25 protein-coding genes and 2 tRNA genes are annotated in these 26,062 nt (G+C 70.7%); 18 read left to right on the forward strand and 9 right to left on the reverse strand.

The features are described from left to right. Positions 1–18 precede the first annotated feature (18 nt). Both AB0C15_RS27445 and AB0C15_RS27450 read left to right on the forward strand, forming a co-directional pair. On the forward strand, positions 19–315 hold the full coding sequence (locus tag AB0C15_RS27445) for a hypothetical protein (RefSeq protein ID WP_112584149.1): 297 nt from the start codon (positions 19–21) through the stop codon (positions 313–315). Next, positions 302–709 (forward strand): DUF5130 family protein, encoded by a 408-nt coding sequence (locus AB0C15_RS27450; RefSeq protein ID WP_357356614.1) that lies wholly within the window; start codon positions 302–304, stop codon positions 707–709. The genes AB0C15_RS27445 and AB0C15_RS27450 overlap by 14 nt, the downstream gene beginning before the upstream one ends. A 55-nt stretch (positions 710–764) precedes the next feature. On the opposite strand, the gene AB0C15_RS27455 is transcribed toward AB0C15_RS27450, so the two are convergent. Beyond that, positions 765–1,328, reverse strand: coding sequence for a Uma2 family endonuclease (locus AB0C15_RS27455; protein ID WP_357356615.1), 564 nt, complete (start codon positions 1,326–1,328; stop codon positions 765–767). An 83-nt stretch (positions 1,329–1,411) separates the two neighbouring features. Further along, positions 1,412–3,961 (reverse strand): aminopeptidase N, encoded by a 2,550-nt coding sequence (gene pepN / locus AB0C15_RS27460; protein ID WP_357356617.1) that lies wholly within the window; start codon positions 3,959–3,961, stop codon positions 1,412–1,414. A gap of 221 nt (positions 3,962–4,182) precedes the next feature. On the opposite strand from pepN, the gene AB0C15_RS27465 reads away from it, so the two are divergent. From AB0C15_RS27465 to AB0C15_RS27480, 4 genes are all read left to right on the forward strand, one after another. Beyond that, positions 4,183–4,809, forward strand: a complete 627-nt coding sequence (locus AB0C15_RS27465) for a disulfide bond formation protein DsbA (RefSeq protein WP_357356619.1) — start codon at positions 4,183–4,185, stop codon at positions 4,807–4,809. A 180-nt stretch (positions 4,810–4,989) separates the two neighbouring features. Next, on the forward strand, positions 4,990–5,523 hold the full coding sequence (locus tag AB0C15_RS27470) for a hypothetical protein (protein WP_357356621.1): 534 nt from the start codon (positions 4,990–4,992) through the stop codon (positions 5,521–5,523). 79 nt (positions 5,524–5,602) lie between these two features. Further along, positions 5,603–6,802: a DUF1015 family protein gene (locus tag AB0C15_RS27475; protein WP_357356623.1), complete on the forward strand. Its 1,200-nt coding sequence runs from the start codon at positions 5,603–5,605 to the stop codon at positions 6,800–6,802. A gap of 84 nt (positions 6,803–6,886) precedes the next feature. Beyond that, a complete protein-coding gene (locus tag AB0C15_RS27480; RefSeq protein ID WP_357356625.1) occupies positions 6,887–7,354 on the forward strand; it encodes a ribose-5-phosphate isomerase in 468 nt (155 codons plus the stop codon). A gap of 11 nt (positions 7,355–7,365) precedes the next feature. Here AB0C15_RS27480 and AB0C15_RS27485 read toward each other — a convergent pair whose 3' ends face one another. Further along, the gene (locus AB0C15_RS27485) at positions 7,366–7,704 is read right to left on the reverse strand and encodes a hypothetical protein (protein ID WP_357356627.1); all 339 of its coding nucleotides are present in this window, start codon (positions 7,702–7,704) and stop codon (positions 7,366–7,368) included. 138 nt (positions 7,705–7,842) lie between these two features. Between AB0C15_RS27485 and AB0C15_RS27490 the strand changes: the two genes are divergently transcribed. Next, positions 7,843–8,388, forward strand: a complete 546-nt coding sequence (locus AB0C15_RS27490) for a hypothetical protein (protein WP_357356629.1) — start codon at positions 7,843–7,845, stop codon at positions 8,386–8,388. Between the two features lie 136 nt (positions 8,389–8,524). Here AB0C15_RS27490 and AB0C15_RS27495 read toward each other — a convergent pair whose 3' ends face one another. Then, positions 8,525–9,289, reverse strand: a complete 765-nt coding sequence (locus AB0C15_RS27495; RefSeq protein ID WP_357356631.1) for a class I SAM-dependent methyltransferase — start codon at positions 9,287–9,289, stop codon at positions 8,525–8,527. Positions 9,290–9,359: 70 nt separating this feature from the next. Between AB0C15_RS27495 and AB0C15_RS27500 the strand changes: the two genes are divergently transcribed. The 3 genes from AB0C15_RS27500 to fxsT are packed head-to-tail and all read left to right on the forward strand — an operon-like array spanning position 9,360 to position 14,068. Next, positions 9,360–9,791, forward strand: a complete 432-nt coding sequence (locus tag AB0C15_RS27500) for a CU044_2847 family protein (RefSeq protein ID WP_357356634.1) — start codon at positions 9,360–9,362, stop codon at positions 9,789–9,791. 57 nt (positions 9,792–9,848) lie between these two features. After that, positions 9,849–10,871, forward strand: coding sequence for a trypsin-like peptidase domain-containing protein (locus AB0C15_RS27505; RefSeq protein ID WP_357356636.1), 1,023 nt, complete (start codon positions 9,849–9,851; stop codon positions 10,869–10,871). Beyond that, entirely contained in the window at positions 10,868–14,068 is a 3,201-nt protein-coding gene (fxsT, locus tag AB0C15_RS27510) for an FxSxx-COOH system tetratricopeptide repeat protein (protein WP_357356638.1), read from the forward strand. The genes AB0C15_RS27505 and fxsT overlap by 4 nt, the downstream gene beginning before the upstream one ends. 22 nt (positions 14,069–14,090) lie before the next feature. On the opposite strand, the gene AB0C15_RS27515 is transcribed toward fxsT, so the two are convergent. The 3 genes from AB0C15_RS27515 to AB0C15_RS27525 all read right to left on the reverse strand — a co-directional run bounded on the left by AB0C15_RS27515 (position 14,091) and on the right by AB0C15_RS27525 (position 17,764). Next, positions 14,091–15,191: an HEXXH motif-containing putative peptide modification protein gene (locus AB0C15_RS27515; RefSeq protein WP_357356640.1), complete on the reverse strand. Its 1,101-nt coding sequence runs from the start codon at positions 15,189–15,191 to the stop codon at positions 14,091–14,093. A gap of 86 nt (positions 15,192–15,277) precedes the next feature. Next, the gene (locus tag AB0C15_RS27520; RefSeq protein ID WP_357356642.1) at positions 15,278–15,472 is read right to left on the reverse strand and encodes a hypothetical protein; all 195 of its coding nucleotides are present in this window, start codon (positions 15,470–15,472) and stop codon (positions 15,278–15,280) included. A 147-nt stretch (positions 15,473–15,619) separates the two neighbouring features. Continuing rightward, entirely contained in the window at positions 15,620–17,764 is a 2,145-nt protein-coding gene (locus tag AB0C15_RS27525) for a M14 family zinc carboxypeptidase (RefSeq protein WP_357356644.1), read from the reverse strand. Positions 17,765–17,953: 189 nt separating this feature from the next. Between AB0C15_RS27525 and AB0C15_RS27530 the strand changes: the two genes are divergently transcribed. Beyond that, a complete protein-coding gene (locus tag AB0C15_RS27530) occupies positions 17,954–18,463 on the forward strand; it encodes a SigE family RNA polymerase sigma factor (protein WP_357356646.1) in 510 nt (169 codons plus the stop codon). Beyond that, positions 18,460–19,293 (forward strand): hypothetical protein, encoded by an 834-nt coding sequence (locus AB0C15_RS27535; RefSeq protein WP_357356648.1) that lies wholly within the window; start codon positions 18,460–18,462, stop codon positions 19,291–19,293. The genes AB0C15_RS27530 and AB0C15_RS27535 overlap by 4 nt, the downstream gene beginning before the upstream one ends. Positions 19,294–19,397: 104 nt before the next feature. On the opposite strand, the gene AB0C15_RS27540 is transcribed toward AB0C15_RS27535, so the two are convergent. After that, positions 19,398–19,471: transfer RNA gene (locus AB0C15_RS27540), tRNA-Gly, on the reverse strand. A 302-nt stretch (positions 19,472–19,773) separates the two neighbouring features. Between AB0C15_RS27540 and AB0C15_RS27545 the strand changes: the two genes are divergently transcribed. The 6 genes from AB0C15_RS27545 to AB0C15_RS27570 all read left to right on the forward strand — a co-directional run bounded on the left by AB0C15_RS27545 (position 19,774) and on the right by AB0C15_RS27570 (position 25,308). Beyond that, positions 19,774–19,847 (forward strand) — tRNA-Pro (locus tag AB0C15_RS27545). A 137-nt stretch (positions 19,848–19,984) separates the two neighbouring features. Beyond that, complete coding sequence (tig, locus tag AB0C15_RS27550; protein WP_357356650.1) at positions 19,985–21,331, forward strand: trigger factor; 1,347 nt, start codon at positions 19,985–19,987, stop codon at positions 21,329–21,331. Positions 21,332–21,552: 221 nt separating this feature from the next. Continuing rightward, positions 21,553–22,194, forward strand: coding sequence for an ATP-dependent Clp protease proteolytic subunit (locus AB0C15_RS27555; protein ID WP_007464111.1), 642 nt, complete (start codon positions 21,553–21,555; stop codon positions 22,192–22,194). Between the two features lie 10 nt (positions 22,195–22,204). Further along, positions 22,205–22,867: an ATP-dependent Clp protease proteolytic subunit gene (locus AB0C15_RS27560; RefSeq protein ID WP_030333536.1), complete on the forward strand. Its 663-nt coding sequence runs from the start codon at positions 22,205–22,207 to the stop codon at positions 22,865–22,867. A 211-nt stretch (positions 22,868–23,078) separates the two neighbouring features. Then, entirely contained in the window at positions 23,079–24,374 is a 1,296-nt protein-coding gene (gene clpX, locus AB0C15_RS27565) for an ATP-dependent Clp protease ATP-binding subunit ClpX (protein ID WP_130403784.1), read from the forward strand. Between the two features lie 136 nt (positions 24,375–24,510). Then, a complete protein-coding gene (locus tag AB0C15_RS27570; RefSeq protein WP_357356653.1) occupies positions 24,511–25,308 on the forward strand; it encodes a carbon-nitrogen hydrolase family protein in 798 nt (265 codons plus the stop codon). Between the two features lie 5 nt (positions 25,309–25,313). On the opposite strand, the gene AB0C15_RS27575 is transcribed toward AB0C15_RS27570, so the two are convergent. Next, positions 25,314–25,538, reverse strand: a complete 225-nt coding sequence (locus AB0C15_RS27575) for a hypothetical protein (RefSeq protein WP_357356655.1) — start codon at positions 25,536–25,538, stop codon at positions 25,314–25,316. Positions 25,539–26,062 lie beyond the last annotated feature (524 nt).

Consider the following 26,062-nt stretch of genomic DNA (forward strand, 5'->3'; position numbering starts at 1 on the left):
TTGTCTGTTACCGAGACGTTGCTGGTCTTCGTCGGCATCCCGTTGGCCGCGGTGCTGGTCATCGCCGGCCTGTCGTACGCCGGTAGCCGTGGGGGTGCCACCGGCGGTGGCGGTGGCGCCAAGCGCTACCGTCCCGGCCGACCCTTCGACTTCACTCCGGTCTGGTTCCTGGGCCGCCCGGAGCAGCTGGCCGATTCGGCCGGCACCGCGCTGACGGCGGGGGCGCAGGCGCCCGCGTTGACCAGCCACAAGCTTGAGCAGGCCAGCGTCGAGGCGCCGGCCGGTGGAACCGGAGGCGCAAGTGACCGTTGGTGAGAAGCAGACCGGGTCGGAGAATCCACCCGAGGTGCTCGACGGGCCGTTCTCGACCCGCCAGCTGCTGCGCATCGACGAGGCGCTGCGGCTCGCCGACCAGGGCACCGGCCTGGTCTTCTCGGTCTTCGTCGGCGGTCTCGACGAGCCGATCCGCGAGCACGCCCAGCGGCTGCACCGGCAGCTCGCCGAGCCCGACAAGTCGGTGCTGATCGCGGTGTCACCCAACCAGCGTCAGCTGGAGATCATCACCGGGCGGTACGCCCGTAAGCGCATCCCCGACACGTACGCCAAGCTCGCCGCGCTCTCCATGGCCGGCGCGTTCAGCGGCGGCGACCTGGCCGGCGGCATCATCAACGGTCTCGACCAGCTCGCCAGTCACGCGGGTAAGGGCTGACCCACTCGTACGACGAAGCCCCGACCTGCTCGCAGCGGGCCGGGGCTTCGTCGTGTCAGCGAGGCCAGGCGGACGGGTCCAGTTTCATCGGCCACGGCTCGTCCACGTTCACCGGGTTGTCCGGGCCGAGGGTGCCCAACAGTTCGTAGTGTTCGCTCTCGCCAAGCCGATACCGGTAGACCACCGGGCCGAAGTCGCCCCGTTCGACCCGCCAGTAGTGCGGGATGCCCGCCTCGGCGTAGAGAGCGGGCTTGGTGAAGCGATCGTGGCGACGGCTCGTCGGAGACTCCACCTCGACAACGAGACTGACGCTCTCCGGTTGATGCCAACGCACACCACGGGGGGTGTTTGGCTTCAGCACGGTTACATCCGGAATCAGGTTGCCCGACGGTAGCCCCAGCCCGATCTCACGAATAACGCGCCACCCGTCCGGTGCCGTAGCCCCCATAGCCGTCCGAATATGGTCGGCCAGTTCGTGGTGATCGTCGTCGGCCGGTGGTGCCACGTGCAGGCTCCCATCGATGATCTCGTAGCGGTTTCCGTTCTCCGGCAGGTCGGACAGGTCCTGCTCGCGCCAACCCCGCTCCGGGGGCTGCCACTGGTAGGTCGGCTGCGCCATCAACTTCACCTCCTCTCGCCACCATAATGGCCCGGGCCGGCGTGGGTTCGCACCCACGCCGGCCCGGGCCGGGTCCTCGTCGGTCAGCTCTGCGCGGCGTCCTTCGCGCGGGCCTTCAACGCCCGCACCACGCCGTCGCGGCCCTCGGCGACCAGCCGACGCAGCGGGCCGGGGTGCCCGTCACCGGCCAGCCACCCGTCGGTGGCCGCCACCGTGTCGTCCTCGACCAGGTAGGCCGGGTAGGCCAGCTGGGCGAACTCCTGAGCCGGCTCGCTGTCCCGAGTGGCCCACACCTGCCCGACCGCGGCGAAGTACCGCTCCCGGTACGGGGCGACCAGCTCCACCTGTGCCGGGTGGGCGAAGCCCTGCAACAGCGCCCGGTGCCGCCAGTTGGGCAGCGCGTCCGGGCCGGTGAGCAGGGCCCAGACGGCGGCCTTGTTCTCAGCCGTGGGCAGCAGCGCGTGCGCGTACGCGGCCTCCCGCTCACCGCTGGCCGTGCGGTCGCTGCTCAGCTCCGCCTCGATCTCGGCGGCGTCGGCGGCACCATTGGCCACCAGCGCGGCGAGGACCGACCAGCGCAGCTCGGTGTCGACGGTAAGCCCGGCCGGCACCCCGGTGCCGTCCAGCCAACCGCGGAGCGTCGCCAGGTCGTCCTCGGAACGGACCGCCGAGGTGAACGCGCGAGCCCAGGCCAGTTGGAACCCGCTGCCCGGCTCGGCGGCGGCGAGGGCGTCCCGGGCGGTACGGGCCAGGTCGGCCCAGCCGGTCGGAGCCCAGGCCGGGTCGGCGTACAGCGTGAGCGTGGTGGTCGCCTGCCGCAGGGTGGCGGTGACCAGGTTGATGTCGGTCTCGGCGGGCAGCCCGCTGAGCGTCAGCGCCACGTAGTCCCGGGCGGACAGCTCGGCGTCGCGGGTCATGTCCCAGGCGGCGGTCCAGCACAGCGCGCGGGCCAGCGACGAGTCGAACCCGCCGATGTGCTGCACCACCGTCGCCATCGACCGGTCGTCGAGACGCAGCTTGGTGTAGCTGAGGTCGTCGTCGTTGAGGAGCAACACGTCGGCCGCCCGCACACCACGCAGCGGGGCGAGGTCGGTGTGCTCACCTGTCACGTCCAGCTCGTACCGCTCCCGGCGGACCAACCGCCCGTCGGTCAGGTCGTACAGGCCCACGCCGATCCGGTGCGTCCGCAGCGTCGGGTACGCCGCCGGCGCCTCCTGCCGTACCAGTACCTGCTCGTACGTGCCGTCCGCCCCGATGGTCACCTCCGGCCGCAGCGTGTTGACCTGCGCGGTCTCCAGCCACTGCGCGGCGAACTTGCGCAGCTCCCGACCGGATGCGGCCTCCAGCTCGCTGAGCAGGTCGTCGAAGGTGGCGTTGCCCCAGGCGTGCTTGGCGAAGTAGGCCCGCAGCCCGGCCACGAACGGCTCCTCACCGACGTACGCGACGAGCTGCTTGAGCACACTCGCGCCCTTGGCGTAGGTGATGCCGTCGAAGTTGACCTCGACGGCCTCCATGTCCGGCATCTCGGTGTAGACCGGGTGGGTGGAGGAGAGCTGGTCCTGCCGGTAACCCCAGTTCTTCCGGATGGACAGGAACGTCGTCCACGCCTCGGTGAACCGGGTCGCGTTGGTGTTGCACCAGTGGCTTGCCCACTCGGCGAACGACTCGTTGAGCCACAGGTCGTTCCACCAGCGCATGGTGACCAGGTCACCGAACCACATGTGGGCCAGCTCGTGCAGGATCGTGTTGGCCCGCTGCTCGTACTCGAAGTCGGTGACCTGGGAGCGGAACAGGTAGTGCGACTCGGCGTGCGTCACGCAGCCGAAGTTCTCCATCGCGCCGGCGTTGAAGTCGGGCACCCAGAGCTGGTCGTACTTCGGCAGCGGGTACCGCACGCCGAACTTCTCGTGGAAGAAGTCGAAGCCCTGCTTGGTGACCAGGAAGAGGTCGTCGGAGTCCAGGTACTGTGCCATCGACGCCCGGCAGAACGCGCCCAGGTCGATGCCGTCGTGGGTGTCGCGCACCTCGTGGTACGGCCCGGCGCACATCGCCGTGATGTAGGTGCTCATCCGCGGCGACTCGGTGAAGTGAATTGTCTTGAGCGCCTCGCCCGCCGGTTCCTCGCGCTGCACCGGCATGTTGGACACCGCCCGCCAGTGCGCCGGAACGGTGACGTGCCAGGTGTAGACGCTCTTCAGGTCGGGCTGGTCGAAGCAGGCGAAGACCCGCTGCGCGTCGGCGGTCTCGAACTGGCTGTAGAGGTACGTCTCGCCGTCCACCGGGTCGACCGTCCGGTGCAGACCCTGACCGCTGTTGGAGTAACCGAAGTCGGCGTCGACGACAAGGACGTTGTCGCTGTCCAGTCCGGACAGGGTCAGGCCCTTCTCGGCGGACCAGTCGGAGAGGTCGACGGGCGTGCCGTTGAGCGTCGCGGAGCGCACCGACTCGGCGGCCAACTCGACGAAGGTGCTCGCGCCCGGTTCGGAGCAGCGGAACCGCACCTCGGTCGTCGAGGAGAACGTGCGGCCGTCGGCCGCCAGCACGGCGCTGGACAGGTCCAGACTGATGTCGTACCCCGTCACGTTGAGCAGGCGTGCCCGCTCGGTCGCCTCGACCTGCGTCAGGTTGCGCACTCCCGGCACTGTTCGTCTCCATCCCACATGTCGCCGTACGCCCGGCGGCGCCCGTTCGCCTACCGCTCGTGACGGCTGGCCCGATTCGAGTCTTCCATGTACGGGCAGCCCGCGGTGGCCGAGGTCACGCTCTCATTCGGGTGCCGGTCGGTGCGCTGCGGGGTGAAGATTCTCCTGGGACGCCGACCCGCTGGCGCCACCCATCGTGAAGGGACCTCACCGTGACCGAACGTGTCACCGCCGACATGTGGTTCGACCCGGCCTGCCCGTGGGCGTGGATCACCTCCCGCTGGCTGCTCGAGGTCGAGCAGATCCGCGACGTGGACATCCGCTTCCACGTGATGAGCCTGTCCGTGCTCAACGACGGCCGGGACGAGCTGCCGGAGGATTACAAGGAGTTCCTGAAGACCGCCTGGGGCCCGGTGCGGATCTGCATCGCCGCCGAACAGGCGCACGGCAACGACGTGCTGCGGCCGCTCTACACCGCGCTCGGCACCCGGATCCACCTGCAGAAGCAGGCGCGGGGCCCGGAGCTGTACGTCGCCGCGCTCACCGAGGTCGGCCTGGACCCGGCGCTTGCCGCCGCCGCCGACAGCACCGACTACGACGAGGCGCTGCGGGCCAGCCACGAGGCGGGCATGCGCCCGGTCGGGCAGGACGTGGGCACCCCGGTCGTGCACGCGCCCGGCCCGGACGGCACGCCGGTCGCGTTCTTCGGCCCGGTGATCACTCCGGCTCCCAAGGGGGAGGCCGCCGGCCGACTCTGGGACGGCGTGCTGCTGGTCGCCGGCACCCCGGGCTTCTACGAGCTCAAGCGCACCCGCGAGCAGAGCCCGATCTTCGACTGACCGACGGCCACCGCGCCCTCGTCCATGCTTCGTCAGTGGCGTGGACGGGGGCGTTTCCGTTCGGCGGCCGAGGTCGGCGGAGACTCGTGGCGTCACCGGGAGGCAGGCGGCGTCGTTTCCCTCGGTGTCCGCCGCAGCGACCCGCAGGGCCGCGCGCCGCAGCTCGTGGAGGCAATCCCGATGGCCAAGCACCGTGCGTCCGGTGACGATCAGTTGACCTGGCAGGGGGTGATCGAGACTCCCGGCGCGGACTACTGGTCGGTCGACGACTCCCGCTGGCCGACGGTCCGCCCGGACCTGCCCGCCCATTTGGTGGACCTGCTCGCACCACCCATCGTGGTGGGCGTGGCGCGGGTCCCGGTGACCTCTCGGCTCACCCCGCCCGCCTCGGTGGACCCGCTGTCGTCGTCCGTCGACGTCGTGCCGGCGCTGCCGTCGCCCGTCGACGTCGTGCCGGCGCTGGTGCCGTCGGGGGCGGCACCTGCCGAACCGGCGCCCCCGCCGCCGGCGCCGGCACCTCCGCGCCCGGTGCCGACGCCGCCGCTGAGCCCGCGGCCCGTTCCGGGGCCACCCCCGGAGCGTCCCGTGCCGGGGCCGCCCGCGTCGCCCCGCCGTGCCCTGAACGCCGGGCCGATCGGGACCGTTCGGCGCGGCAACGGTGGGCCGGTGGGCGCGGGTAAGCACCGCCGGGGCACGTCCGACCGCGCTGGCTGAGCGGCCGGGCCCTTTCATCTGGTGGACGCCCAGCGGGTCCCCGTCGGCGGCCACACCGTCGCCGGTAGCGTCAGTGGGCATGACGGTCGTGCATCCGATCACCCGGGCCTGGGTCACCACTGGCGGCACCGGCGCGCAAAACTACGACGAGTTCGCCGACGACGCGGAGATCACCGCGATCATCGAGTCGAACCCGCACAGTGCTCTCGGCATCGAGATGCCGCACCGCGCCCCGCAGAGTCTGGGCACGTCGTTCCTCGACGCGCTACCGGACGCGGTGGCCCGCCTCGCCGAGGCCAAGGCCGACGGCAGTTACACCCCCGCCGAGCAGGTGGTGGTGCTCTACCGGATCACCGCACCGGGCGAGGAGCCGGCGTACGGGCTGTTTGCGATGGTGGACACCGACCAGATCTCCACCCGGGCGGACGAGCCGGGCCTGGTCATCCGCAACGAGGACGTCTTCATCGCCAAGGTGCGCGAGCGGGTGGCGCTCGCCGAGGCGCTGGGCCACCTACTGTCCCCCGTACTCCTGCTGCAGACCGGTCGGGGCGACGAGCTGCACGCCGCGCTCGCGGCGGCGACCGAGACGGCCGGCGCGCCCGCCGCGACGGACACCGACCAGGCGGGGCGCACGCACGCCATCTGGCTGCTCGGCCCCGGCCCGGAGCAGGCCACGCTCACCGCCCTCGCCGGCGGCGGGGAGCTGGTCGTCGCGGACGGCAACCACCGCAGCCTGGCCGCCCAGACCGGAGGGCTGCCGCGCTTCCTGGCCGTGGTCACCACGCCCGCGTCGGTGGCCATCCAGCCCTACAACCGGCTGGTCAGCGAGCTGACCACCACACCCGCCGAGCTGCTCGACCGGCTGCGGGCCGCGGGCGCCGAGGTCGAGCCGATCGACGGCCCGGTCGGCGTTCCGGCGGCCGGCGGCACCGTGCACCTGCACCTCGACGGCAAGGGGTACGCGGTACGCCTGCCCGCCACCGCCTCCGGCGACCTGGAAAACCTGGACCACGCCCTGGTCGAGCGGCTGGTGCTGCGCGACGCTCTCGGTCTCGACCCGGGTGACAAGCGGATCACCTACGTCGGCGGTGACTACCCGGCGAGCTGGCTCACCGGTGAGGTCGACGCCGGGCGGGCCGAGTTGGCCATCCTCATCGCGCCGGTGACCGTGGCGGACTTCGTCGCGGTCAACCTGGCCAGGGAGAAGATGCCCCGAAAGAGCACCTGGTTCACCCCGAAGGCGCGCGGCGGTCTGGTCGTCGCCGAGCTGCCGCACTGAGCGCCACCGCCACGATCGTGTGACGAACTCGGCTCGGGGACGCCCCTGTGACGTCCCCGAGCCCGGCCTGACAGACTGCCCGGTATGCGCGTCTACCTGGGATCCGATCACGCCGGTTTCGAGTTGAAGGTGCACCTGGCCAACCACCTGGCCATGCAGGGCTACGACGTGGTCGACGTCGGCCCGCACGGCTACGACCCGGACGACGACTACCCCACGTTCTGCCTGCACACCGGCGATCAGGTGGTGGCCGACGAGACGGGCCTCGGCGTGGTCATCGGTGGCTCGGGCAACGGCGAGCAGATCGCCGCGAACAAGGTCGCCGGCGTCCGCGCCGCCCTGGCCTGGAGCGTCGAGACCGCTCAGCTTGCCCGTCAGCACAACGACGCGAACGTGGTCGCGATCGGTGCCCGTCAGCACACCCTGGACGAGGCGACCGGCATCGTCGAGGCGTTCCTGAACACGCCGTTCTCCGGCAACGAGCGGCACGCGCGCCGGATCGCCCAGGTGGCCGAGTACGAGCAGACCCGGAAGCTGCCCGAGCTGCCCTGACCGGGCGGCGTTCAGCGCGGCGAGCGGGGCAGCTCCTCGCGGGGCACCCAGTTGCGACGGACGACCACCACCCGGGCCTCCGCCTCGGCCAGGTCGTCCTCGTCGGGGCGGGCCGCGTCCCGGGCTCGTAGCGCGGCGCTCAACCCCACCTGGGACGAGCCGGAGCCGACAAGCCCGCGCAGCCCGCGCTCGTTGTCGCGGTCGTCGCCAGTGTTCCTGCGCCGTGGTGGCGGGTCGGCACCGTCGTGCACGCCCGGCGTGCTGGCCGTCGGGGCGTCGGAACCCGCTCTGGCCGGGTCGGAGTCGGCGTGGTGGCGCAGCCGTCGCCGTCGTCGGTCGGGGTCACCCATCAGCCGACCGTACCGTGCCCGGGTGTGTTCCGCCGCTGTCGCGGGCCCCGCGTCCCGGCCGGGGTCGGCGACCGATTTGCCGGCTGGCTACCCTCGAATCCAGGCGGTGCTGTTGCCGTCGGTCAGGGGGAGGACGAGATGGCAGACCAGACGCAGCCGTGGGCGGAGCGGACCGTGGAGGTGCCACCGCAGGCCGGCGTCGGGGTGCCGCCGCAGCGCGACGGGTTCCGTCGGGGGGTCGCCCCGGTGGGTGAGCCGCGCACCCTGCGGACCGAGCCGTTCCCGGTGGTCGAGCAGGAGCCGACCGGCACCGGCTGGCCCGGTGGGCCGGTGCCCCGCCGCTCGCTGAGCTCGCGGATGGCGCAACTACGACGGGGCGGTGAGTGGAGCGCGGCGGCTGGCCTCTTCGCGTTCGTGTGCTGGGGCATCTGGGCGTTGTCCGGTCAGGGTGACCTGAGCGGCCCGCTGCTGGTGCTGGTGCTCAGCCTGCTGGTGGCGGTCGGCCTGTTCGCCCTGTTCCGGCTGGTCGGCAGGGTGGTGCTGGAGCGGCAGTTGGGCCGGGTCCGGCGCAGCGCCCGAGGTGCCCACCTGGCGACCGCGGTGTTCCTCGCCGGCCTCGGGGTGGCCTGGCTCCAGCAGACGGAGTGGGTCGTCTCGGCCTGGAACTGGATCTCCTCGAACTGACCGGGTGTGCACGGGCGGGCTGGTTCGTCACCGCCCGCCCGTGCACCCGGTCGTCTCCCCACCAGGCAAGGTTGCCGCTTACCCGGCCGGCCGCGGTTCATCCGTGGTCGGCCGGCCCGACTGGTGCTCGTTCGGGTCAGCGTCGGGGTTTGTGCGCTCGGACCAGGATGCGCTGGGCGTGGGCCACGAACGGGCCGTGCCGACGAATGTGCTCGTGCAGGTCGGCGAGGCGGGCCCGGTACCGGTCCACGGTGAAGTCCGGCACCGTCCAGATGACCTTGCGGAGGAAGTGCACCACCGCGGCGACGTCGTTGAAGGTGGTCGGCAGCGCTTCGTGCCGTAGCTCGTCGATGACCAGCCCGGCGGCTTGCGCGTCGGCGGCGGCGCGGGCCGGGCTGCGCTCGTCGCTGATCTCCCGGGGGCCGGTGAGGAACTGGGCCAGCTCCCGGTTCGAGCCGGGGCCGATCAGCTGGGCCAGGTACCGCCCGCCCGGGGTGAGCAGCCGGGCGATCTCGTCCCAGAGCACCACGTTGGGATGCCGGCTCACGACCAGGTCGAACGTCTCGTCGGGAAACGGGAACGGAGCGTCCTCGGCGACGTCGACAACCCGCACGCCGCGCGGTTCGAGGGCGCGCCGGGCCAGTCGAAGATTGGGCGGCCAGTGTTCGGTGGCCACCGTCATCGGCGGGAGTGCGGGCACCTCGGAGAGCACCTCGCCGCCGCCGGTCTGGATGTCCAGTGCGGCGCGGGCCACCCTCATCTGGGCGGTCATCAGTCGCAGATATCCCCAGGACGGCCGCTGCTCTGTCGCGCGGCCGTGGAACCAGGAGAAATCCCATCCGTCCACGGATGCGTCGGCACCTTCGCGGAGCAGATCCTCGAAGGTCGCCGTGTCCTGCATTGCGCCAGGCTGACAGGCCGCAGTGGTGATGGCAAGCGGAAGTGTTCCGTGTCGGCGCACTGTGCATGCAATGACTCCTGTCAGTGATCTGACACCGATTCCGAACGATCTTTCGGCGAGAATTCGTCACGTGGCGGATCTCCTTCGTTTCGAAACCGATCAGGGCGTCCTCCTCGTCGAGGAACACGCCGGCACCGACCTCGAACGGGTCGGTCTGCTCGACCGCATCCGCCCCGCCCGGCTGTCGCTCGAAACGGCGCTGGCCCACATCAAGCCCGCACTCGACGCGGCGGTGGGCGTGGCACAGGGGGTGTCGGTCCGCCCCGATCAGGTGGAGGTCGAGATCGGCGTCACCCTCACCGCGGAGGCCGGCGCCGTCCTCGCCCGCACCAGCGCGCAGGGCCACCTCACGGTCAAGTTGATCTGGACCTCGGGCGTCACCGCCCTGCCCGCAGCGGCTGAGGACGGGTCCGCCGCGCAGGAGCCCGCCGCGCATGACTGACCGCCCGGCCGGCCGTCGGTGGCCGCCGCTCCGGGTCGAGTGGTCGGCGGAGCACGGATGACCGGCACCCGGTCGCTCGCCGGCCGGGTACGGATACTCGCCGGCCACTCCCCGTCGGTCGTCGGCGCGGGCATCCAGCTGACCACCGACCTGGTGCTGACCTGCTGGCATGTCGTCGACGACGGCACCGGGCGGGACCAGCCCGGCTTGCTCGTCGACACGCCGAGTCAACCCGGCACCCGGGTTGCCGCCGAGGTGGTCTGGTCCAGGGGTGTCGGTCCGGCGGGCGACGGCGACCTGGCGGTCCTGCGCTGCGCAACGCCACTGCCGTCCGCCCCCGCCGCCCTTGCCGATCGCGGTGACGACGAGTTCGACGTGCGGATCGTGGGCTACCCGGTCAACACCCCGGCGTCCGTCCTGGTGCTGGCGCGGGCCGTCGGTCCGGTCGACGCGAGCACGGGGTGGCGCCAACTCGATCGGGTCTCCGCCGCCACCGCGGGAATCGACCGGGGCTTCAGCGGTTCCGGGGTGTACGCCTCGGACGGCGCCGTGGTGGGCATGGTGCTGGCCCGGGCGAGCGTCGGCCAGCAGTTGGTTGGCTGGATGCTGCCGGTCGGCAGGTGGTCCGACCTGCTGCCACCGGGTCTGCTGCCGCCCACCCTGCTGCCGCCCCGACCCCTGTCGGCCCTACCGCCCCGACCACTGTCGGCTCTGCTGCCTCGACCTCGGTCGGCTCCGGACCGGGCTGCGTCCGGGCCCGTGCCCGCGCCGCCCTCATTCGCGCAGAAGATGGCGCTGGCGCGTCTGCTGGAGGACATTCCAGTACTCCGGCACCCCGAAAGTCGTCAATTGGTCATTCAGTCCCTGCCACCGCAGATCGGTCGGATGGTGAAACCATTCGGGCCATTGGGTCTCGACATGTTCGCTCTGATTCGGACGGGCCTAGAATACGAGGACGGGATCGCGGCTCTCTATCGCGTTCTGCTGTTGACGGAGGGGTCGGCGAGTAAGCCACTGCAAGCCTTCCGCGACCTTGCCGAGAGCCTCGGTCTGCTGACGGGTACGGAGGACAATCGGTGACGACGCCCCGGATGCCGAGCGCTCAGGTGCAGGCCATCTGCGCCGCGCTGCTGTCGATGAGCTCGATCAACGACGGGAACACCCGTTCGCTCTACCTCGACGAGGTCGAGGGGGAGCTGCGCAAGCGACTGTCGGTGTCCCGGCATCCCGAGGTCCAGTACGACGTCTACCGCATCGTCCGGGCCTGCGCCCAGGAGCCCCGGGGTGTGCCGACCCTGTTGCAGGTCATCGGCGACTTCCACCCGGGCGCCAACGGGGTCACCGTCGCCCAGCAGGTCTATCTCTCCTGGCTCTTCGTGCAGGTGCTCGCGGACGTCCCTACCGACGTGTTGACCGGGGCCGTGGCGGCTGTCGCGGATGGTCAGCTGCCGCTGGACGACCTGCCGGCCCTGGTGGAGGCCGTCGGCTGGCAGCCGGTGGGCGACTGGCCGGTCCCCGCCGCCGTGGCGTTGGCGGGCCTGGTGCAGGCGGGCCTGGAGTCCGACGGCACGTCGGTGGAGCAGTGGCTGCGGGACGCCGCGACCGCCCTGCGCCTCACCGCCGCCGACCTCGACGACATGCGCGTGGCTGCGAAGGCGCACTGGACGTCGCTACGATCCCCGCACCAGGCGGCACCGGCCGAGGTCGGTGGAGAGGACCCTGAATCCGACATGCGCAGGACGATCATCATCGAGGAGACGACGCCCCAGCGATCCCGCACGCTGATCCGGGGCGGCGTTCCACCGCGCAACCTGTACTTCACCGGCCGGGAGAAGCAGCTCGTCGCGCTCGACGAGCTGCTCTCCTCACAGCACCGGGCCTCGGTGCTGCCGGAAGCGGCGCTGCGCGGTGTCGGTGGGGTCGGCAAGACCCAGCTCGCGGTCGAGTTCGCCTACCGCTACGCGGACCGTTACCAGCTGATCTGGTGGATGGCCGCCGAGGATCTCAGCGCGCTGCGGACCTCGATCGCGGCCCTCGGTGAGCGGCTCGGCCTGGCCGCGAGCGCCAGTCTGGAGCAGACCGTTCGTACGGTGCTCGACTCGCTGTCCACCAGTTCGCTCAGTTGGTTGCTCGTCTACGACAACGCCGACGACCCGCACGAGCTGGCCCCGCTGATGCCCTCCTCCAACCTCGTCGGTGAGCGCGGCCACGTCCTCGTCACCTCGCGCAACATGGCCTGGTCGGCGAGCGCCCTGACCCTGGACGTCGACGTGTTCACCCGGGCCGAGAGCGTGGAACTGCTGCTCAAGCGACGGCCGGCGACCACACCTGACGACGCCCGCCGGCTCGCCGCGGAGCTCGGCGACCTGCCGCTGGCCCTGGAGCAGGCCGCCAGTTGGCTGCTCACCATGCTGTCGTCGGTCGACGAATATCTCGTCGACCTCAAGGAGCACGCCCGGGAGTTGCTGGGTGAGGGGCAGCCCCGGCAGTACCGGGGCACGGTGTTGACCGTGGTGTCGATGGCGCTCGCCGCGGTACGCGAGCAGAACCCCGCCGCCGCGCAGCTGATCCAGATGCTCGCCTTCCTCAGCCCCGATCCGGTCCCGATGCGGCTGCTCTGGGAGGGGCGTCGCGCCGGCCTGGACGAACCGCTCCGCACCAACCTGCAGGAGCGCAACGACATCGCACGGGCCATCCGGCAACTGGCGTCGCTCGGGCTGGCGAAGGCGGACAATGCCGCCCGACAGGTGCAGGTGCACCGGTTGGTGCAGGCGGTCCTTCGGGAAGGGCTCGCCGAGCAGGGCGACGACACCGCGCTGACGAACGCCCGCCGGTTGCTCGCCGCTGCGAACCCCGGCTTCCCCGACGACCGCAGCACCTGGCCACGCCATGCGGACATCGCACCGCACGTGCGCGTCGCCGGCCTGATCCACGGTGACCTCGACTCCCGCCGAACGGCGATGGACCAGCTGCGCTACATCTACAACCTGGGTGACTTCGAAGGCTGCCGGGACTTCGCCGAGGAGATCCTGGCCGCCTGGGACCAGCCCGGCCCCGACGGCGAGCGCAGCGGCGACCCGCTGACCCTGCTGGCGATGCGGCGGTACGCGGACGCCCTGCGGCTGCTCGCCGACCCGCGCGCGGCCGAGTTCGGCCTCGAGGCGTTGGAGCGGATGCGGACGAGCCTCGGTGAGGAGCACGAGTACACCCTCGGTGCGGCGAACAGCGTCGGCGCCGACCTGCGACGGATCGGCGACTTCGCAGCCGCCGCCGACCTGGACCGGCGCAACCTCGACGTGCACCGCCGGGTGCTCGGCGACGGGCATCCGAGCACACTGCGGGTGATGAACTCGATGGCGATCAACCTTCGCCTGATCGGTGACTTCGCGGGGGCGTACGACCTCAACCTCGAAGTGGCACGGCACGCCGGTGCGGCCGCGGAGGACGGCACCTACGCGCTGGTGCTGGCCCAGGAGGCCCAGGCGCGCGACCTCTACCTGCTGGGCCGGTACGCCGACGCGCTCGAACTCCTGGACAGCTCCCTGCCGGTGCAGCGTTCGTTGCTCGGCGCGGAGCACCTCACCGTGCTGCGCGCCACCTGCATCCACATCGCCTGCCTGCGCAAGACCGGGCGGCTGGACGCGGCCGTGGCGGAGGGGGCGGCGAACTACCGGCTGGTGACCCGCCGCTTCGGGACCGACCACGTGCTGGCCGCCGAGGCGGGCATGACCTGCGCCAACGCCATGCGCGCGGCGGGCGACGCCACCCAGGCGTACGCGCTGGCCGCCCAGGGGCACGCCACCTTCCGCACCGTCTTCGGGGAGCGGCACCCGGTCACGCTCTGCGCCGCGGTCAACCTCGGGGTGATCCTGCGGGCGCGCAACTTCGACCGTGAGGCGCGGGAGTTGGGCGCGGCCACCCTCCAGGCGATGGGCGAGGTGCTACCGCCCACCCACCCGTACCTGTTGAGCGCGCGCTCCGCACAGGCGATCAACCTGGTCCGGTCGCACCGACTGGAGCAGGCGCAGCTGCTCTCCGAGGCGATCCTCGAGGACTCGCGGCGTCTGCGGGGGCCGGGGCATCCGTACACGCTCTACTGCGCGGTCAACGCGGCGGTCGACCTGATCGAGGTCGGCGAGGAGGCTCGTGGCCGCGAGCTGCTCGACGAGGCTGCCGCCGCGCTTGCGGCGATGTTCGGGCCGGACCATCCGGAGGTGGACGCCGCCCGGGGTCAGCGGCGCATCGAGTGCGACATCGAGACTGTCGGGCTCACCTGACGCGTCGGTCGGGTCCGTGCACTCAACCGGTGGTCATCGTCGGTCGACGCGTCCGCTCGGCTTCCGCGACCTCCCGCCGCCCGGCGGCGTCGGCCGACGCCGGGAGCGGTGCGGCCGCCAGCTGACCGATCCGTGCGGTCAGGTGGTCCACCCAGAGCCGCCCGGCCGAGGTGAGACCCGTGGCCCGGGCGAACTCGACCAGGGCGCGCTCCAGTTGTGCTCGTACCACCGCGAACCGCGCGGTGGCCTGCGCCGCCAGTTCCGGGTGGGCGCGCAGCGCGGCCCACACCTCGGCGACGGCCGTGAACGCGTAGGCGCCGTGCAGCAGCCCGCCGATCGGGCGCGGGTCGGGGCGCCAGGGTGCGAAGTACCGCGCCGGGTCGGTCGGTTCGTAGAGCTGAACCAGGCCGAGGACGACGTTGAGTGTGCTGTGTTGCAGCTCGTGCACCATCGTGACGGCCAGCTCCACCGGGTCGAGGTCGGCGTCGGCGGCGAACGCCCCGAAGGCGTCGGCGTGCGTGACGCTGTGCCCGCGCTCGGTGCCGCCGGCCAGCGGCACGAACGTGCTGATCCCGGCGGCCAGTTCGGCGGCGTGCGTCGGGGCGTACCCGACGAGGAGGTGCCAGGCGTGCCCGACGGACCGTTCCAGCTCCGCGGCCCGCGGTGGGGACAGTCGGTCGGCCACGGGCAGCCCGAAGCAGTCGCGGTAGGGGTCCAGGTCGTCGACGCGCAGGTCGAGGGTGAGCGACCTGTCGTTGAAGCGCCACCGGCGGGTGGGCGTCCACTGCGGCCCGGCCAGGTCGGTCGGCCGCACCTTCGTGCGGCCGCCGGGTCGGCGCAGCACCCCGAGACCCGGCACGGGCACCAGATCCGCACGAGGCGTGACCGGCACCGCCGCGTCCGACAAACCGCTGCGGGCGGCCGCCGCGAGTGCCACGAACGGGAGGTAGTCCGGTCGGCCGGTGGCGCCGCGCCGGACCCGGTCGATCGCCCAGACTGCCAGCCACGGGTGGTCGAGCAGCACGTCGGTGGCGGCGGAGTCGAGGCGGTGGGCGTGCCCGAGCAGGTGCGCCGACGCGGCCAGGGTGTCGTCGGTGTCGGCGAGGCTCTTGAGGACGAGCATCGTGCGGTTGCGGTGCGCGAGCCGCAGCGCGCCGATGGCAGCCGGGCCAGCCCGACCGCCGGCCAGACCTGTGAACTCCGACCGGGTCAGGTGGAGTCGGCGCCGGGGTCGAGGAAGCTGTTCCAGCCCGACAGGGTCGTCTGCCGGGGGGACTTCAGGGTCGCGACCAGTTCGTCGATCCATCGGGCCAGTTCCGGATCCTCGTCGCGTAGCAGGTGACTCAGGCCCTGCGTCAACACGTCGACCACGACGAGGTGATCAGGTGCGGGTTGCTCAGTCATCGATGTCCCGGGTTGGCGCGCAGGCGTGCTGACATGAAAACACGTCAACGTCTGTGATCACCATCGGCTTACCGCCCGGCACCCAGGGTGGCCGGCCGGGGCCCGTACCGCCGCCGGGCGCTCCCGGCTGCGGTACGGGCCCGAAGGTCAGTCGGTGGCCGCCTCGGCAGCGGCGTAGTCGCGGGCCACCCGGACCATCTCCACCAGCCCGCCGGCGTACTCCTGGGACTCGCCGTGCGCCTCGTCGAACGGTGGCTGGAAGCCGACGCCCTCCCACTGGCTGGTTGCCGGGTTCCACCTGTCGTTGCCGACCTCGAAGTCCCAGGCGAAGATGCCCAACTCGTAGTAGAGCTGGTCGGCCGAGTTGCCGGCGGCGGAGTAGAGCACGTCGGCGACCGGTCCGGTCTGCGACGGCCAGGTGACGGTGCCCCGCTCCTGGGCGATGGCGCCGACGATCCGCCGGGCGCTGTCGAGGAACAGCGTCGACTCGTCGATCGACGGTCGCGGCAGGGTGACCCTGCCGTCGGCCCGGTACGCCCCCGGCGGCCACATGAAGTACCCGCCGTAGGAGTGCACGTTCATCGCGAACTTGATGTTCGGGTGGTCCTGGGCGAGTGCGATCACGTTGCGGCTCTCCGCCTCGGACAGCTCGGCCGTGCCCGCGAAGTTGCCGGACAGGCAGTTGGCGCTGGCGCCCACGTAGCCGTCGAAGTACGACCCGACCGTGTAGTTGCGGTTGAGGTCGACGCCCCACGAGGTGCGGTTCTTCGGGTCGCGGGCCGCCCCGACGCAGTGGTTGACGAGGTTCTTGCGCTGGAAGTTGAAGTCGTTGAAGGAGTAGTTCGCGCCGTCCGGGTTGACCGTCGGGATGACGAAGATGTCGACCTGTTCCAGCAGCTCACGGGTGGCCGGGTCGGTCCGGGCGTTGGCGAGCATCCGCTCGGCGAACTCAAGCGTCACCAGCGGGGTGGCCCACTCCCGGGCGTGTTCCTGGGAGTACGCGAGCACCCCGACCCGGGAGCCGTCGCGGTGTACGCCGAGGCGCAGCGCCTGCACCGTCCACTGCCGTGCCGGCACCTCGGTGCCCTGGAGGCCGTCGTCGAGTCGGGCGGGGCCGGCGACGGGCATCGGCAGGCCGGCCGAGCCGTCCTCCACCGTGGCCCGGAAACGGTCCGGCTGCCGGGCGTTGATCGCCGCGGCGACCTCGTCGGTGGTGCTGACCGTCCTGCCCGCCGTGTCGGAGGCCAGCGACACGGTCAACACCCGGTCCCGGTAGCCCACGGTCAGTGGTCGGTTCGCCCGGCCCGGGTCGACGGTGCGCACCTGCACGCCGTTCATGTTCTGGTCGCCGAAGCGCACCGACTCGACCACCACCGCTGCCGCCGCCGGGTCGCCGAGGTACGCGGCAGCGGTGCGCCGGTATCCCTGCGTCCTGTTCGGTAGGTCGATCACCTCGACGAGGTCCCGGTACTGGCGGGCCAACCGCTTGATCCGCGCCTGGATGTCCACAGGCGTCAGGTACGCGTCGATGAAGTCCTTCTGGTAGCCGGCCGGCAGGGGCGGGGGCGTGACGTTCGGCCAGAGCGTCGGCGTGACCACGCGGCTGACCCCGCCGAGGCTCGAGGTGGCGGTCAACTGAACCGGCCGGCTCGGCACCGGCTGGGGAACGTTGTAGTGGTACTGGTACTCGCCGGAGTCCTCGAACCGGTACAGCGGGAACGATCCGGTGGCGCCGTCCGCCGTCCGCCAGCTGACGGTGATCTCCACGTCCGGGTCGTCGGTGGCGGTGGTCGCCACCTGGGCCTGGAGGAAGGTCTGCCCGTTCGTGGTCCAGTGGTACGCCTGCTGCACCTGGAGGGTGTCCACGGCGGCGGCGGTGGTCCGTTGGCCGGCGGCCGGCGTCCGCAGTCCGGCGGCGGTGCGGGCCTGAGCCGCGCGGACGCTCTCGGCGTAGTGCTGGTTCCCGTCCCCGGCTCGCTGGACGATCTGCGTGGCCGTCGCGCCCTGTGCGGTCAGTTCGGCGAGCTGCGCGCCGCTGAGCACCAGGTCGGCGAGGATCCGGCCGTCCCGTGCGCGGGGCCGGTTGGCCAGGTCCGCGCCGGTGGCGACGAGCCGGTCCAACTGGGCCTGGTCGCGTAGCTGGACCCGGACCAGCGCGGTCTCGGTGGCGCTCAGGGTGATCGGAGCGGCTGGGGCGGCAGGTGCCGCCGCCGCGGAGGCGGGATGGGACAACACTGCGCTGAACAGGATCACTGTGGTGGCGGCAGCTGTCCACCGTCGTCGGACGATCATGTGCCCTCCTGTGACGGACGTCGATGTGCTTGGTCCTTACACCAGTGCACAGATCGACACCTGTCAAGGTATGCGGGGGCGTCCTCGGCGGCCGTTCGGCGTTGATCCCTCGACATGTCCGCGAGTTCCGGAGCAACCCCCTGGGCCAGACCCCGCGTGACTACCTCGAAACGGGGATCGGAGGCCTGAATGAGCGGTCGCGACGAGGCGTTCGCCGAGTACTTCGCGCAACGGTCCGGTGCCATGCGCGGCACCGCGTACCTGCTGTGCGGTGACTGGCACCGTGCCGAGGACCTGGTCCAGACCACGTTCGTCAAGCTCTACCGGGTCTGGAGCCGGATCTCGCGGCACGAGGTGCTCGACAGCTACGTGCGGCAGATCCTGGTCCGGACCTTTCTCGACGAGCGTCGCCGCGGCTGGTGGCGGCGTGAACGGGTGGGTGGCGAGGACGCCGAGCGGGTGGCCCCGGCCGACTCGCCGGAGAGCCGACTGGTGCTGCTCCAGGCGCTGGCCCGGGTGGCACCGCGCCAGCGGGCCGTGCTGGTGCTGCGCTACTGGGAGGACCTGTCCGTCGAGGACGTCGCGGCGTTGCTGGAGTGTTCTCCAGGGACGGTGAAGAGTCAGGCGGCACGCGGGCTCGACACGTTGCGGGGCCTCCTGTCACCCACCTACAGCGGGATCGAGATGGGGGAGCGATGAACGAGGAAGACTTGCGCGCAGGGTTGCGCAGCGAGATGGCGGCCACCACCCCGCCACCACCATTGAGTACGCAAGCCGCGCTCGGCAGGGCGCGGCGGACGCAGGTGCGACGCCGCGCGGTGTTGGCGTCCCTCGGAACGGCGGCCGTGGTGCTCGCGGTCACCGGCTTCGCGGTTGTCGCCACTCCGGACGACCCGGTCTATCAGCCGGCGGGTCAGGGGTTGCTCGCTCCGGACGCGTCGGAGGAGACCAAGGAGGCGTGGCCGACCGGGCCGGACGGTCAACCGCAGGAGGACCGGACCGCGCGGGCCGGGTCCAGGTACGACCAGGGAGTCCACCTGCTCACCGAGACCGTCTCGATCGTGCCCGCCGGCTTCACCGCGCCGCAGGACCCGCCGGGCACGATCGATCCGATGCTGCGGACCCAGCAGGCGCAGTTCGAGAACAGGGTGAACGGCGTCGACGTGTGGAGCTACCTGACCTCGGTCGCGGTGGCGCAGGGCAAGGGCACCGGGCGCGTGGTCGTGGAGGTGCACGCCGCCGGCAACCCGTTGCCGGCCGAGCCGTGCGACCTGGCCCAGAAGTTCTGGGGCATGGGGGGCCAGTGTCAGGTCGAGACCGTCGGCGCGACGCGGGTGGGTGTGGTGGTCCGAGCTGACGACGACGATCGCCTCGACCAGTGGTCGGCGTACCGGCACCCGGACGGGGTGGTGGTGTTCGTGGCACAGAGCGTGCGGCTGGACGAGGGTTTTCAGGCGTTGACGAAGCTGCCGTTCTCCGTGCCGCAGCTGGCGGCGCTCGCGGTCGACGAACGGTTCCACCTGAAGTGACGCGGTGAACCGGCCTCGCCGGTTGGGTCCAGGTGCCGCGCCCACGCGGTCCACCTGGGCCTCGCCGCGCGTGAAAAAACCCTCCGACCTGGGCCGGAGGGCGTTGGAGCGGGCGACGAGAATCGAACTCGCGTAGTCAGTTTGGAAGACTGAAGCTCTACCATTGAGCTACGCCCGCGTGCATCCCACCGAAACGGAACGCGGCCCCTAGCGTACCCAATGCTGCTGCCCTACGCGTAACCGGTAACCGCCCCGCGGTGTCGCGTCGTCCGGGACCCGGCGGCACGGCGACCCAAGATCCGTGCAACATCCGGGATGTGGTGGCCTCGACGCGCGCGGAGACCACCACATCCGCGAAGTTGTGCGGATCTTGGCGGTACGGGGGTGCGGGCGGAATGGTAATTTTCGGGAGTTATGTCCGGGTGGCTGATGCCCCGGCACCTACTGAGGCGTGGCGACGGCATAGACTGCACGTCGCCACGGGGTGTGGCGCAGCTTGGTAGCGCACTCGCTTTGGGAGCGAGGGGCCGTGGGTTCAAATCCCGCCACCCCGACTGTCGTCCGCGGCCGGGCCGCGCCGGGTGCCGCCAAGGGCGGCCCCGGGCGATGCCGGAGCGTCAGGCCGGCTCGCCTACACTCGATGGGCTGAATCACGCCCAGACTCAACTGAGATCCGTCAAGGAGTACGCCTGTGAAGAGCACCGTCGAGACTCTGAGCCCGACGCGCGTGCGGCTCGCCATCGAGGTGCCGTTCGTCGAGCTCGAGCCGAGCCTCAAGAAGGCGTACCGGGAGATCGGTTCGCAGGTCCAGGTTCCGGGCTTCCGCCGGGGCAAGGTGCCGACCGCGGTGATCGACCAGCGGGTGGGCCGGGGCACCGTCCTCAACGAGGCGGTCCAGGAGGCCATCCCGGAGAACATCCTCGCCGCGGTGCGCGAGCACGACCTCAAGACGCTGGGGCGCCCCGAGGTCGAGATCACCGAGTTCAACGACGGTGACTCGCTGAACTTCACCGCCGAGGTCGACGTCCGCCCGGAGATCACCATCCCGGACGCGAGCACCATCGAGGTGACCGTCGACGAGCTGCAGATCGACGAGAGCGAGATCGACGAGCAGGTGAAGAACCTGCGCGAGCGGTTCGCCACCCTGAAGACCGTCGAGCGGGCTGCCGCCGAGGGCGACTTCGTCCAGATCGACCTCAACGCCACCGTCGACGGCGAGGACGTGCCGGGCGGCCAGGCGAGCAACATCTCCCACGAGGTGGGCAGCAAGCAGCTCCTCCCGGGCCTGGACGAGGCCGTGGTCGGTCTCGCCGCCGGCGACGACACCACCTTCACCACCCAGCTGGTCGGCGGCGACTTCGCCGGTCGGGACGCCGAGGTGGCGGTGACCGTGCGCACGGTCAAGGAGAAGGAGCTGCCGGAGCTGAACGACGAGTTCGCCCAGATGGCGAGCGAGTTCGACACGATCGAGGAGCTGCGGGGCGACCTGCGGGCTCGGGTCACCCAGGGCAAGCAGGTCGAGCAGATCTACGCCGCCCGGGACAAGGCCCTGGCCCAGCTGGTCGAGGCCGCCGAGATCCCGGCCCCGGAGGGTGTCGTCCGCGAGGAGGTCGAGAGCCGTAAGCAGGCGATGGTCGACCAGCTCGAGCGGATCGGCGCCTCGATGGACGAGTACCTCGCTGCCGAGGACAAGACCGAGGAGCAGATCGACGCCGAGCTGACCGAGGCGGCCACCGAGGGCGTCAAGGTCCAGCTCCTGCTGGACACGCTCGCCGACGCGGAGGACGTGCAGGTCTCCGACGACGAGTTCGGGCACGAGATCGTGCACCGGGCGCAACGTGCCGGGATGGCCCCGCAGCAGTACTACGACCAGCTGGTGCGCTCCGGCGCGGCCGCCGCGGTCTTCGGTGACGTGCGGCGGGGCAAGGCGCTCGCGGCCGTCATGGAGCGGATCACGATCAAGGACGCGGCCGGCAACGGGATCACCCTCGACGCGCTGCGCGCCGCCAACGAGGCGGAGCACAACCACCAGCACTGATCGTCGGGTGCGGCCGCCGTCCGCCGCTCAGCGGCAGACGGCGGCCGTTTCCCTTCCCGGGTACGCGCCGGGCAGCAAGCACTGCCGGGTACGCCCGGAAGCCCGCGCCGCGGGTACCCCGACACAGCTGCGCTGAGAGCGAACAGTGCCCCGACCGGGACTCTGCCGCCCCGCACAGCGGTTAGTGTCGGGAAAGACGGTACGGAGAGCGAAGGGCTGCCATGACCGACATGCACATCCCCAAGAAGTCGCTCCGGGCGATTGACGCGCGCGGTGGCGACTCCATTGGCAACCTCGACGACTCGGTCTACAACCGGTTGCTCAAGGAACGCATCATCTTCCTGGGCAGTGAGGTGACCGACCAGGTCGCCAACCGCATCTGCGCGCAGCTGCTGCTGCTCGCCGCGGAGGACCCGGACCGCGACATCAACCTGTGGATCAACTCGCCGGGTGGCTCGGTCTACTCCGGCATGGCGATCTACGACACCATGCAGTTCATCGACAACGACGTGTCGACCGTGGCGATGGGCATGGCTGCCTCGATGGGCCAGCTGCTGCTCTGCGCGGGCACCAAGGGCAAGCGGTATGCCCTGCCCCACGCACGGATCATGATGCACCAGCCGTCCGGTGGTCTGGGCGGCACGGCGTCCGACATCGCCATCCAGGCGGAGCAGATGCTCTACACGAAGCGGATGTTCCAGGAGCGGGTCGCGCACCACACCGGCCAGAGCCAGTCGCAGATCGAGGCCGACTCGGACCGGGACCGTTGGTTCACCGCCCAGGAGGCCATGGACTACGGCTTCATCGACAAGGTGATCATCGGGGCCGCACAGGTTCCGGATGGCGCCGGGACCCTGAGCTGAGGAGCTGACGATGACCGACCTGAGCCTGCCGCCCCAGTTCGCGGCCGTGCACAACCGCTACGTGCTGCCGTCGTTCGTCGAGCGCACGTCGTACGGGGTCAAGGAGTCGAACCCGTACAACAAGCTCTTCGAGGACCGGATCATCTTCCTCGGCGTCCAGGTGGACGACGCGTCGGCGAACGACGTGATGGCCCAGCTGCTGACGCTCGAGGGCACCGACCCGGACCGCGACATCATCATGTACATCAACTCGCCGGGTGGGTCGTTCACCGCCATGACGGCGATCTACGACACCATGCAGTACGTCCGTCCGGACATCTCGACGGTCTGCCTCGGGCAGGCGGCGAGCGCGGCGGCGGTGCTGCTCTCGGCGGGCACTCCGGGTAAGCGGATGGCCCTGCCGAACTCGCGGATCATCATCCACCAGCCGGCCACCGAGGGCGGCTACGGGCAGGGCTCGGACATCGAGATCCAGGCCCGGGAGATCCTGCGGATGCGCACGCAGCTGGAGGACATGTTGTCCCGCCACTGCAACCGCCCGATCGAGCAGGTCCGCAAGGACATCGACCGTGACAAGATCATGACGGCCGAGGAGTCCAAGGAGTACGGGCTGGTCGACACGATCCTGACCAGCCGCAAGAAGGGTCTGCTGGCGGCCAACGCCGCCCGCTGAGCAGTACCGGGTCAGAGGTTGGCCGGGGCTTGAAGTTCCCGGCCGACCTCTGACACACCCGTTTTGGGGGTCGGAGAATGCCCCGCCAGCGGGTAACGTCGGGTCCGTACCGCTTCGCCGGTCGGGCCGGCGCAGCGAACCACACCGGGCGGCGCGCAGCGTCCGCAGGTCAGGGCCGGGACTCCGGCCGACGAGTGCAGGGAGAACGTAGGTGGCACGGATCGGTGACGGCGGCGACCTACTGAAATGCTCCTTCTGCGGCAAGTCGCAGAAACAGGTCAAGAAGCTCATCGCGGGCCCAGGGGTCTACATCTGCGACGAGTGCATCGATCTCTGTAACGAGATCATCGAAGAGGAGCTGGCCGAGTCCGGCGAGGTGAAGTGGGAAGAGCTTCCCAAGCCGATGGAGATCTGCCAGTTCCTCGACACCTACGTGGTGGGTCAGGATCAGGCCAAGAAGGCGCTCGCCGTGGCGGTCTACAACCACTACAAGCGGATCCAGGCCGAGGCGGCTGGCGCGCCGGGCTCCGGCAGTGACGCCGTCGAGCTGGCCAAGTCCAACATCCTGCTGCTGGGCCCGACGGGGTGCGGCAAGACCCACCTGGCGCAGACGCTCGCCCGGATGTTGAACGTTCCGTTCGCCATCGCCGACGCCACCGCGCTGACCGAGGCGGGCTACGTGGGCGAGGACGTGGAGAACATCCTCCTCAAGCTCATCCAGGCTGCTGACTACGACATCAAGCGCGCCGAGACCGGCATCATCTACATCGATGAGGTCGACAAGATCGCCCGGAAGTCGGAAAACCCGTCGATCACCCGGGACGTCTCTGGCGAGGGCGTGCAGCAGGCGCTGCTCAAGATGCTCGAGGGCACGGTGGCAAACGTGCCACCGCAGGGTGGCCGTAAGCACCCGCACCAGGAGTTCATCCAGATCGACACCACGAACGTGCTGTTCATCTGTGGTGGTGCGTTCGCCGGCCTCGACCAGATCATCGAGTCCCGCACCGGGCAGGGTGGCACCGGCTTCGGTGCCCGGCTCCGGTCGGTGTCCGAGCGGTCGACCGACGACATCTTCAGCCAGGTCATGCCGGAAGACATGCTCAAGTTCGGGCTGATCCCCGAGTTCGTCGGCCGGCTGCCGGTGATCACCAACGTGCGCAGCCTGGACCGCAGCGCCCTCGTCCGGATCCTCACCGAGCCGCGCAACGCCCTGGTCCGTCAGTACCAGCGACTCTTCGAGCTGGACGGTGTCGAGCTGGAGTTCGACGAGGCGGCGCTTGAAGCCATCGCTGATCAGGCCATGCTGCGGGGCACCGGCGCCCGTGGTCTCCGGGCAATCATCGAGGAGGTTCTGCTCTCCGCGATGTACGAGGTGCCGAGCAACCCCGACGCCGCCCGCGTGCTGATCACCCGCGAGGTCGTCCTGGAGAACGTCAACCCGACGATCGTGCCGCGCGAGTTCACCGGGCGTCGGGCTCGGCGCGACCGCGAAGAGAAGTCCGCCTGATCCCTTCCCGCGTCACGCCGGCCGTTCGATCCTGATGCGGCCGGCGTGATCGTGTGCGGCGTACCGTGTCCGTGCACCGGCGTGGGCCGGACCGTGACGCTGTCCGTGAACGGCCTTCCAGCCGTACCCTTTGCTCATGCGTGTCGCCGTCTGCCAGCTGAACGCCCGGGACGACCGTAAGGCCAATCTGGCGGCCGCGGAGGCCCTACTGGAGCGGGCCGCCGCCGGCGGCGCGGATCTCGCCGTCCTCCCGGAGTACGTCGACTACCTCGGCCCTGCCGCCGGGCTGCCCGAACCGGAGCCGGTCGACGGGGAGGTGGGCAGCTTCTTCGCCGGGGTCGCCCGCCGTCTCGGGATCTGGCTGGTGGCCGGCTCCTTCCACGAGGCCGGCCCGGATCCGGACCACACCTGGAACACGTCGCTGGTCTTCGACCGTTCCGGCAGTCTCGCCGCGAGCTATCGCAAGATCCACCTGTACGACGTGGAGATCCCGGGTCGGGTCTCCTACCGGGAGTCGGCGAGTGTCGCGCCTGGTGCGCAACCTGTGGTGGTCGACGTCGAGGGGCTGCGGGTGGGTCTGTCGATCTGTTACGACCTGCGCTTCCCCGAGCTGTACCGACTGCTCGCGTCCGATGGTGGCGCGCAGCTGCTGGTGGTGCCGGCCGCATTCATGATGCACACCGGCCGGGACCACTGGGAGGTCCTGCTGCGGGCCAGGGCCATCGAGAACCAGTGTTTCGTGGCGGCGGCCGGCCAGACCGGCGACCACGAGCCGGGCCGCACCTGCTTTGGCCGCAGCATGGTGGTCGACCCGTGGGGGACGGTCATCGGTCAGGTGCCGGATGGGCCGGGGGTCTCCGTCGTCGACCTGGACCTCGATCGGCTCGACGCGATCCGCGCCGAGCTGCCCAGCCTGGCCAACCGCCGGCTCTGAGTGCCTCACCCCTCGAGCAGGACGCCGATCACCGCGAACCCGGCGATGGCTGCCGCGGTGACCAGCAGCGCCGTGGTCATTCGCGATCTGCCGCGCCGGGCCAGGCGTCCCACCGAGAGCACGAGGACGACAAGCACGACCGCACCGATCACCACCTGCCAGAACGGCCCGATGAGACCGAGCAGCGCCTGCTCGGCGAACACCTTGGCGCCGTGCCCGGACTCATCCATGTCTGACACTCTGGCACGTCGAGGCGGCCCGCGTCCTCGGCTGCGGCCAGGACCGGGGGGAGTGGCTCGGCCAAACCAGTGATGAACCCTGATTTGCCTTCTCCGGGCCGTCCGCGTAACTTTCTCTCTGCACGGGGGAGGCCGGACAAACCGGCCGAGAACGGGCGCCAGGCTCGTGGCGGGAACGCCGAGCGAGACTGAGGATCGGGCGGTGCGGAACACTCCGGAAACGGGGTTGCGAACGCGAAGCCGACCGGGTAGAGTTCTGAAGCCGGCAGGAGCCGGGCGGGTGGCCGCGAAGCGGCGATCGGCCGGTCTGCGGTTTCCCACGACAGAAACGAACGTCGGCAACGACGTGCGTCATCGTGGACTCGAGCAAGCACCACAATATCCGCATGTCGGGTGAAGCACGACGAACCGCGAAATAGTGGTTTGACACGGCGGAAACGAGCGGGTAACGTAGTAAAAGTGCCTGGCGCTGAAAGCGGCGGGGACGTGGTTCGGAAAGCCCCGGTTGGGGGCCT

Source organism: Micromonospora sp. NPDC048835 (assembly GCF_040649995.1).
In the GTDB taxonomy this organism is placed as follows: Bacteria; Actinomycetota; Actinomycetes; order Mycobacteriales; family Micromonosporaceae; genus Micromonospora.

Bases quoted from the DNA above. Each gene is read 5' to 3' on its own strand.
- AB0C15_RS27470 (WP_357356621.1), top strand. From the start codon at position 4,990: ATGGCCAAGCACCGTGCGTCCGGTGACGATCAGTTGACCTGGCAGGGG.
- AB0C15_RS27485 (WP_357356627.1), bottom strand. From the start codon at position 7,704: ATGGGTGACCCCGACCGACGACGGCGACGGCTGCGCCACCACGCCGAC.
- AB0C15_RS27505 (WP_357356636.1), top strand. From the start codon at position 9,849: ATGACCGGCACCCGGTCGCTCGCCGGCCGGGTACGGATACTCGCCGGC.
- AB0C15_RS27575 (WP_357356655.1), bottom strand. From the start codon at position 25,538: ATGGATGAGTCCGGGCACGGCGCCAAGGTGTTCGCCGAGCAGGCGCTG.
- AB0C15_RS27535 (WP_357356648.1), top strand. From the start codon at position 18,460: ATGAACGAGGAAGACTTGCGCGCAGGGTTGCGCAGCGAGATGGCGGCC.
- AB0C15_RS27495 (WP_357356631.1), bottom strand. From the start codon at position 9,289: ATGCAGGACACGGCGACCTTCGAGGATCTGCTCCGCGAAGGTGCCGAC.
- AB0C15_RS27500 (WP_357356634.1), top strand. From the start codon at position 9,360: ATGACTCCTGTCAGTGATCTGACACCGATTCCGAACGATCTTTCGGCG.
- AB0C15_RS27520 (WP_357356642.1), bottom strand. From the start codon at position 15,472: ATGACTGAGCAACCCGCACCTGATCACCTCGTCGTGGTCGACGTGTTG.
- AB0C15_RS27515 (WP_357356640.1), bottom strand. From the start codon at position 15,191: ATGCTCGTCCTCAAGAGCCTCGCCGACACCGACGACACCCTGGCCGCG.
- AB0C15_RS27570 (WP_357356653.1), top strand. From the start codon at position 24,511: ATGCGTGTCGCCGTCTGCCAGCTGAACGCCCGGGACGACCGTAAGGCC.
- AB0C15_RS27475 (WP_357356623.1), top strand. From the start codon at position 5,603: ATGACGGTCGTGCATCCGATCACCCGGGCCTGGGTCACCACTGGCGGC.
- AB0C15_RS27555 (WP_007464111.1), top strand. From the start codon at position 21,553: ATGACCGACATGCACATCCCCAAGAAGTCGCTCCGGGCGATTGACGCG.
- AB0C15_RS27455 (WP_357356615.1), bottom strand. From the start codon at position 1,328: ATGGCGCAGCCGACCTACCAGTGGCAGCCCCCGGAGCGGGGTTGGCGC.
- AB0C15_RS27480 (WP_357356625.1), top strand. From the start codon at position 6,887: ATGCGCGTCTACCTGGGATCCGATCACGCCGGTTTCGAGTTGAAGGTG.
- AB0C15_RS27530 (WP_357356646.1), top strand. From the start codon at position 17,954: ATGAGCGGTCGCGACGAGGCGTTCGCCGAGTACTTCGCGCAACGGTCC.
- AB0C15_RS27525 (WP_357356644.1), bottom strand. From the start codon at position 17,764: ATGATCGTCCGACGACGGTGGACAGCTGCCGCCACCACAGTGATCCTG.
- AB0C15_RS27490 (WP_357356629.1), top strand. From the start codon at position 7,843: ATGGCAGACCAGACGCAGCCGTGGGCGGAGCGGACCGTGGAGGTGCCA.
- AB0C15_RS27560 (WP_030333536.1), top strand. From the start codon at position 22,205: ATGACCGACCTGAGCCTGCCGCCCCAGTTCGCGGCCGTGCACAACCGC.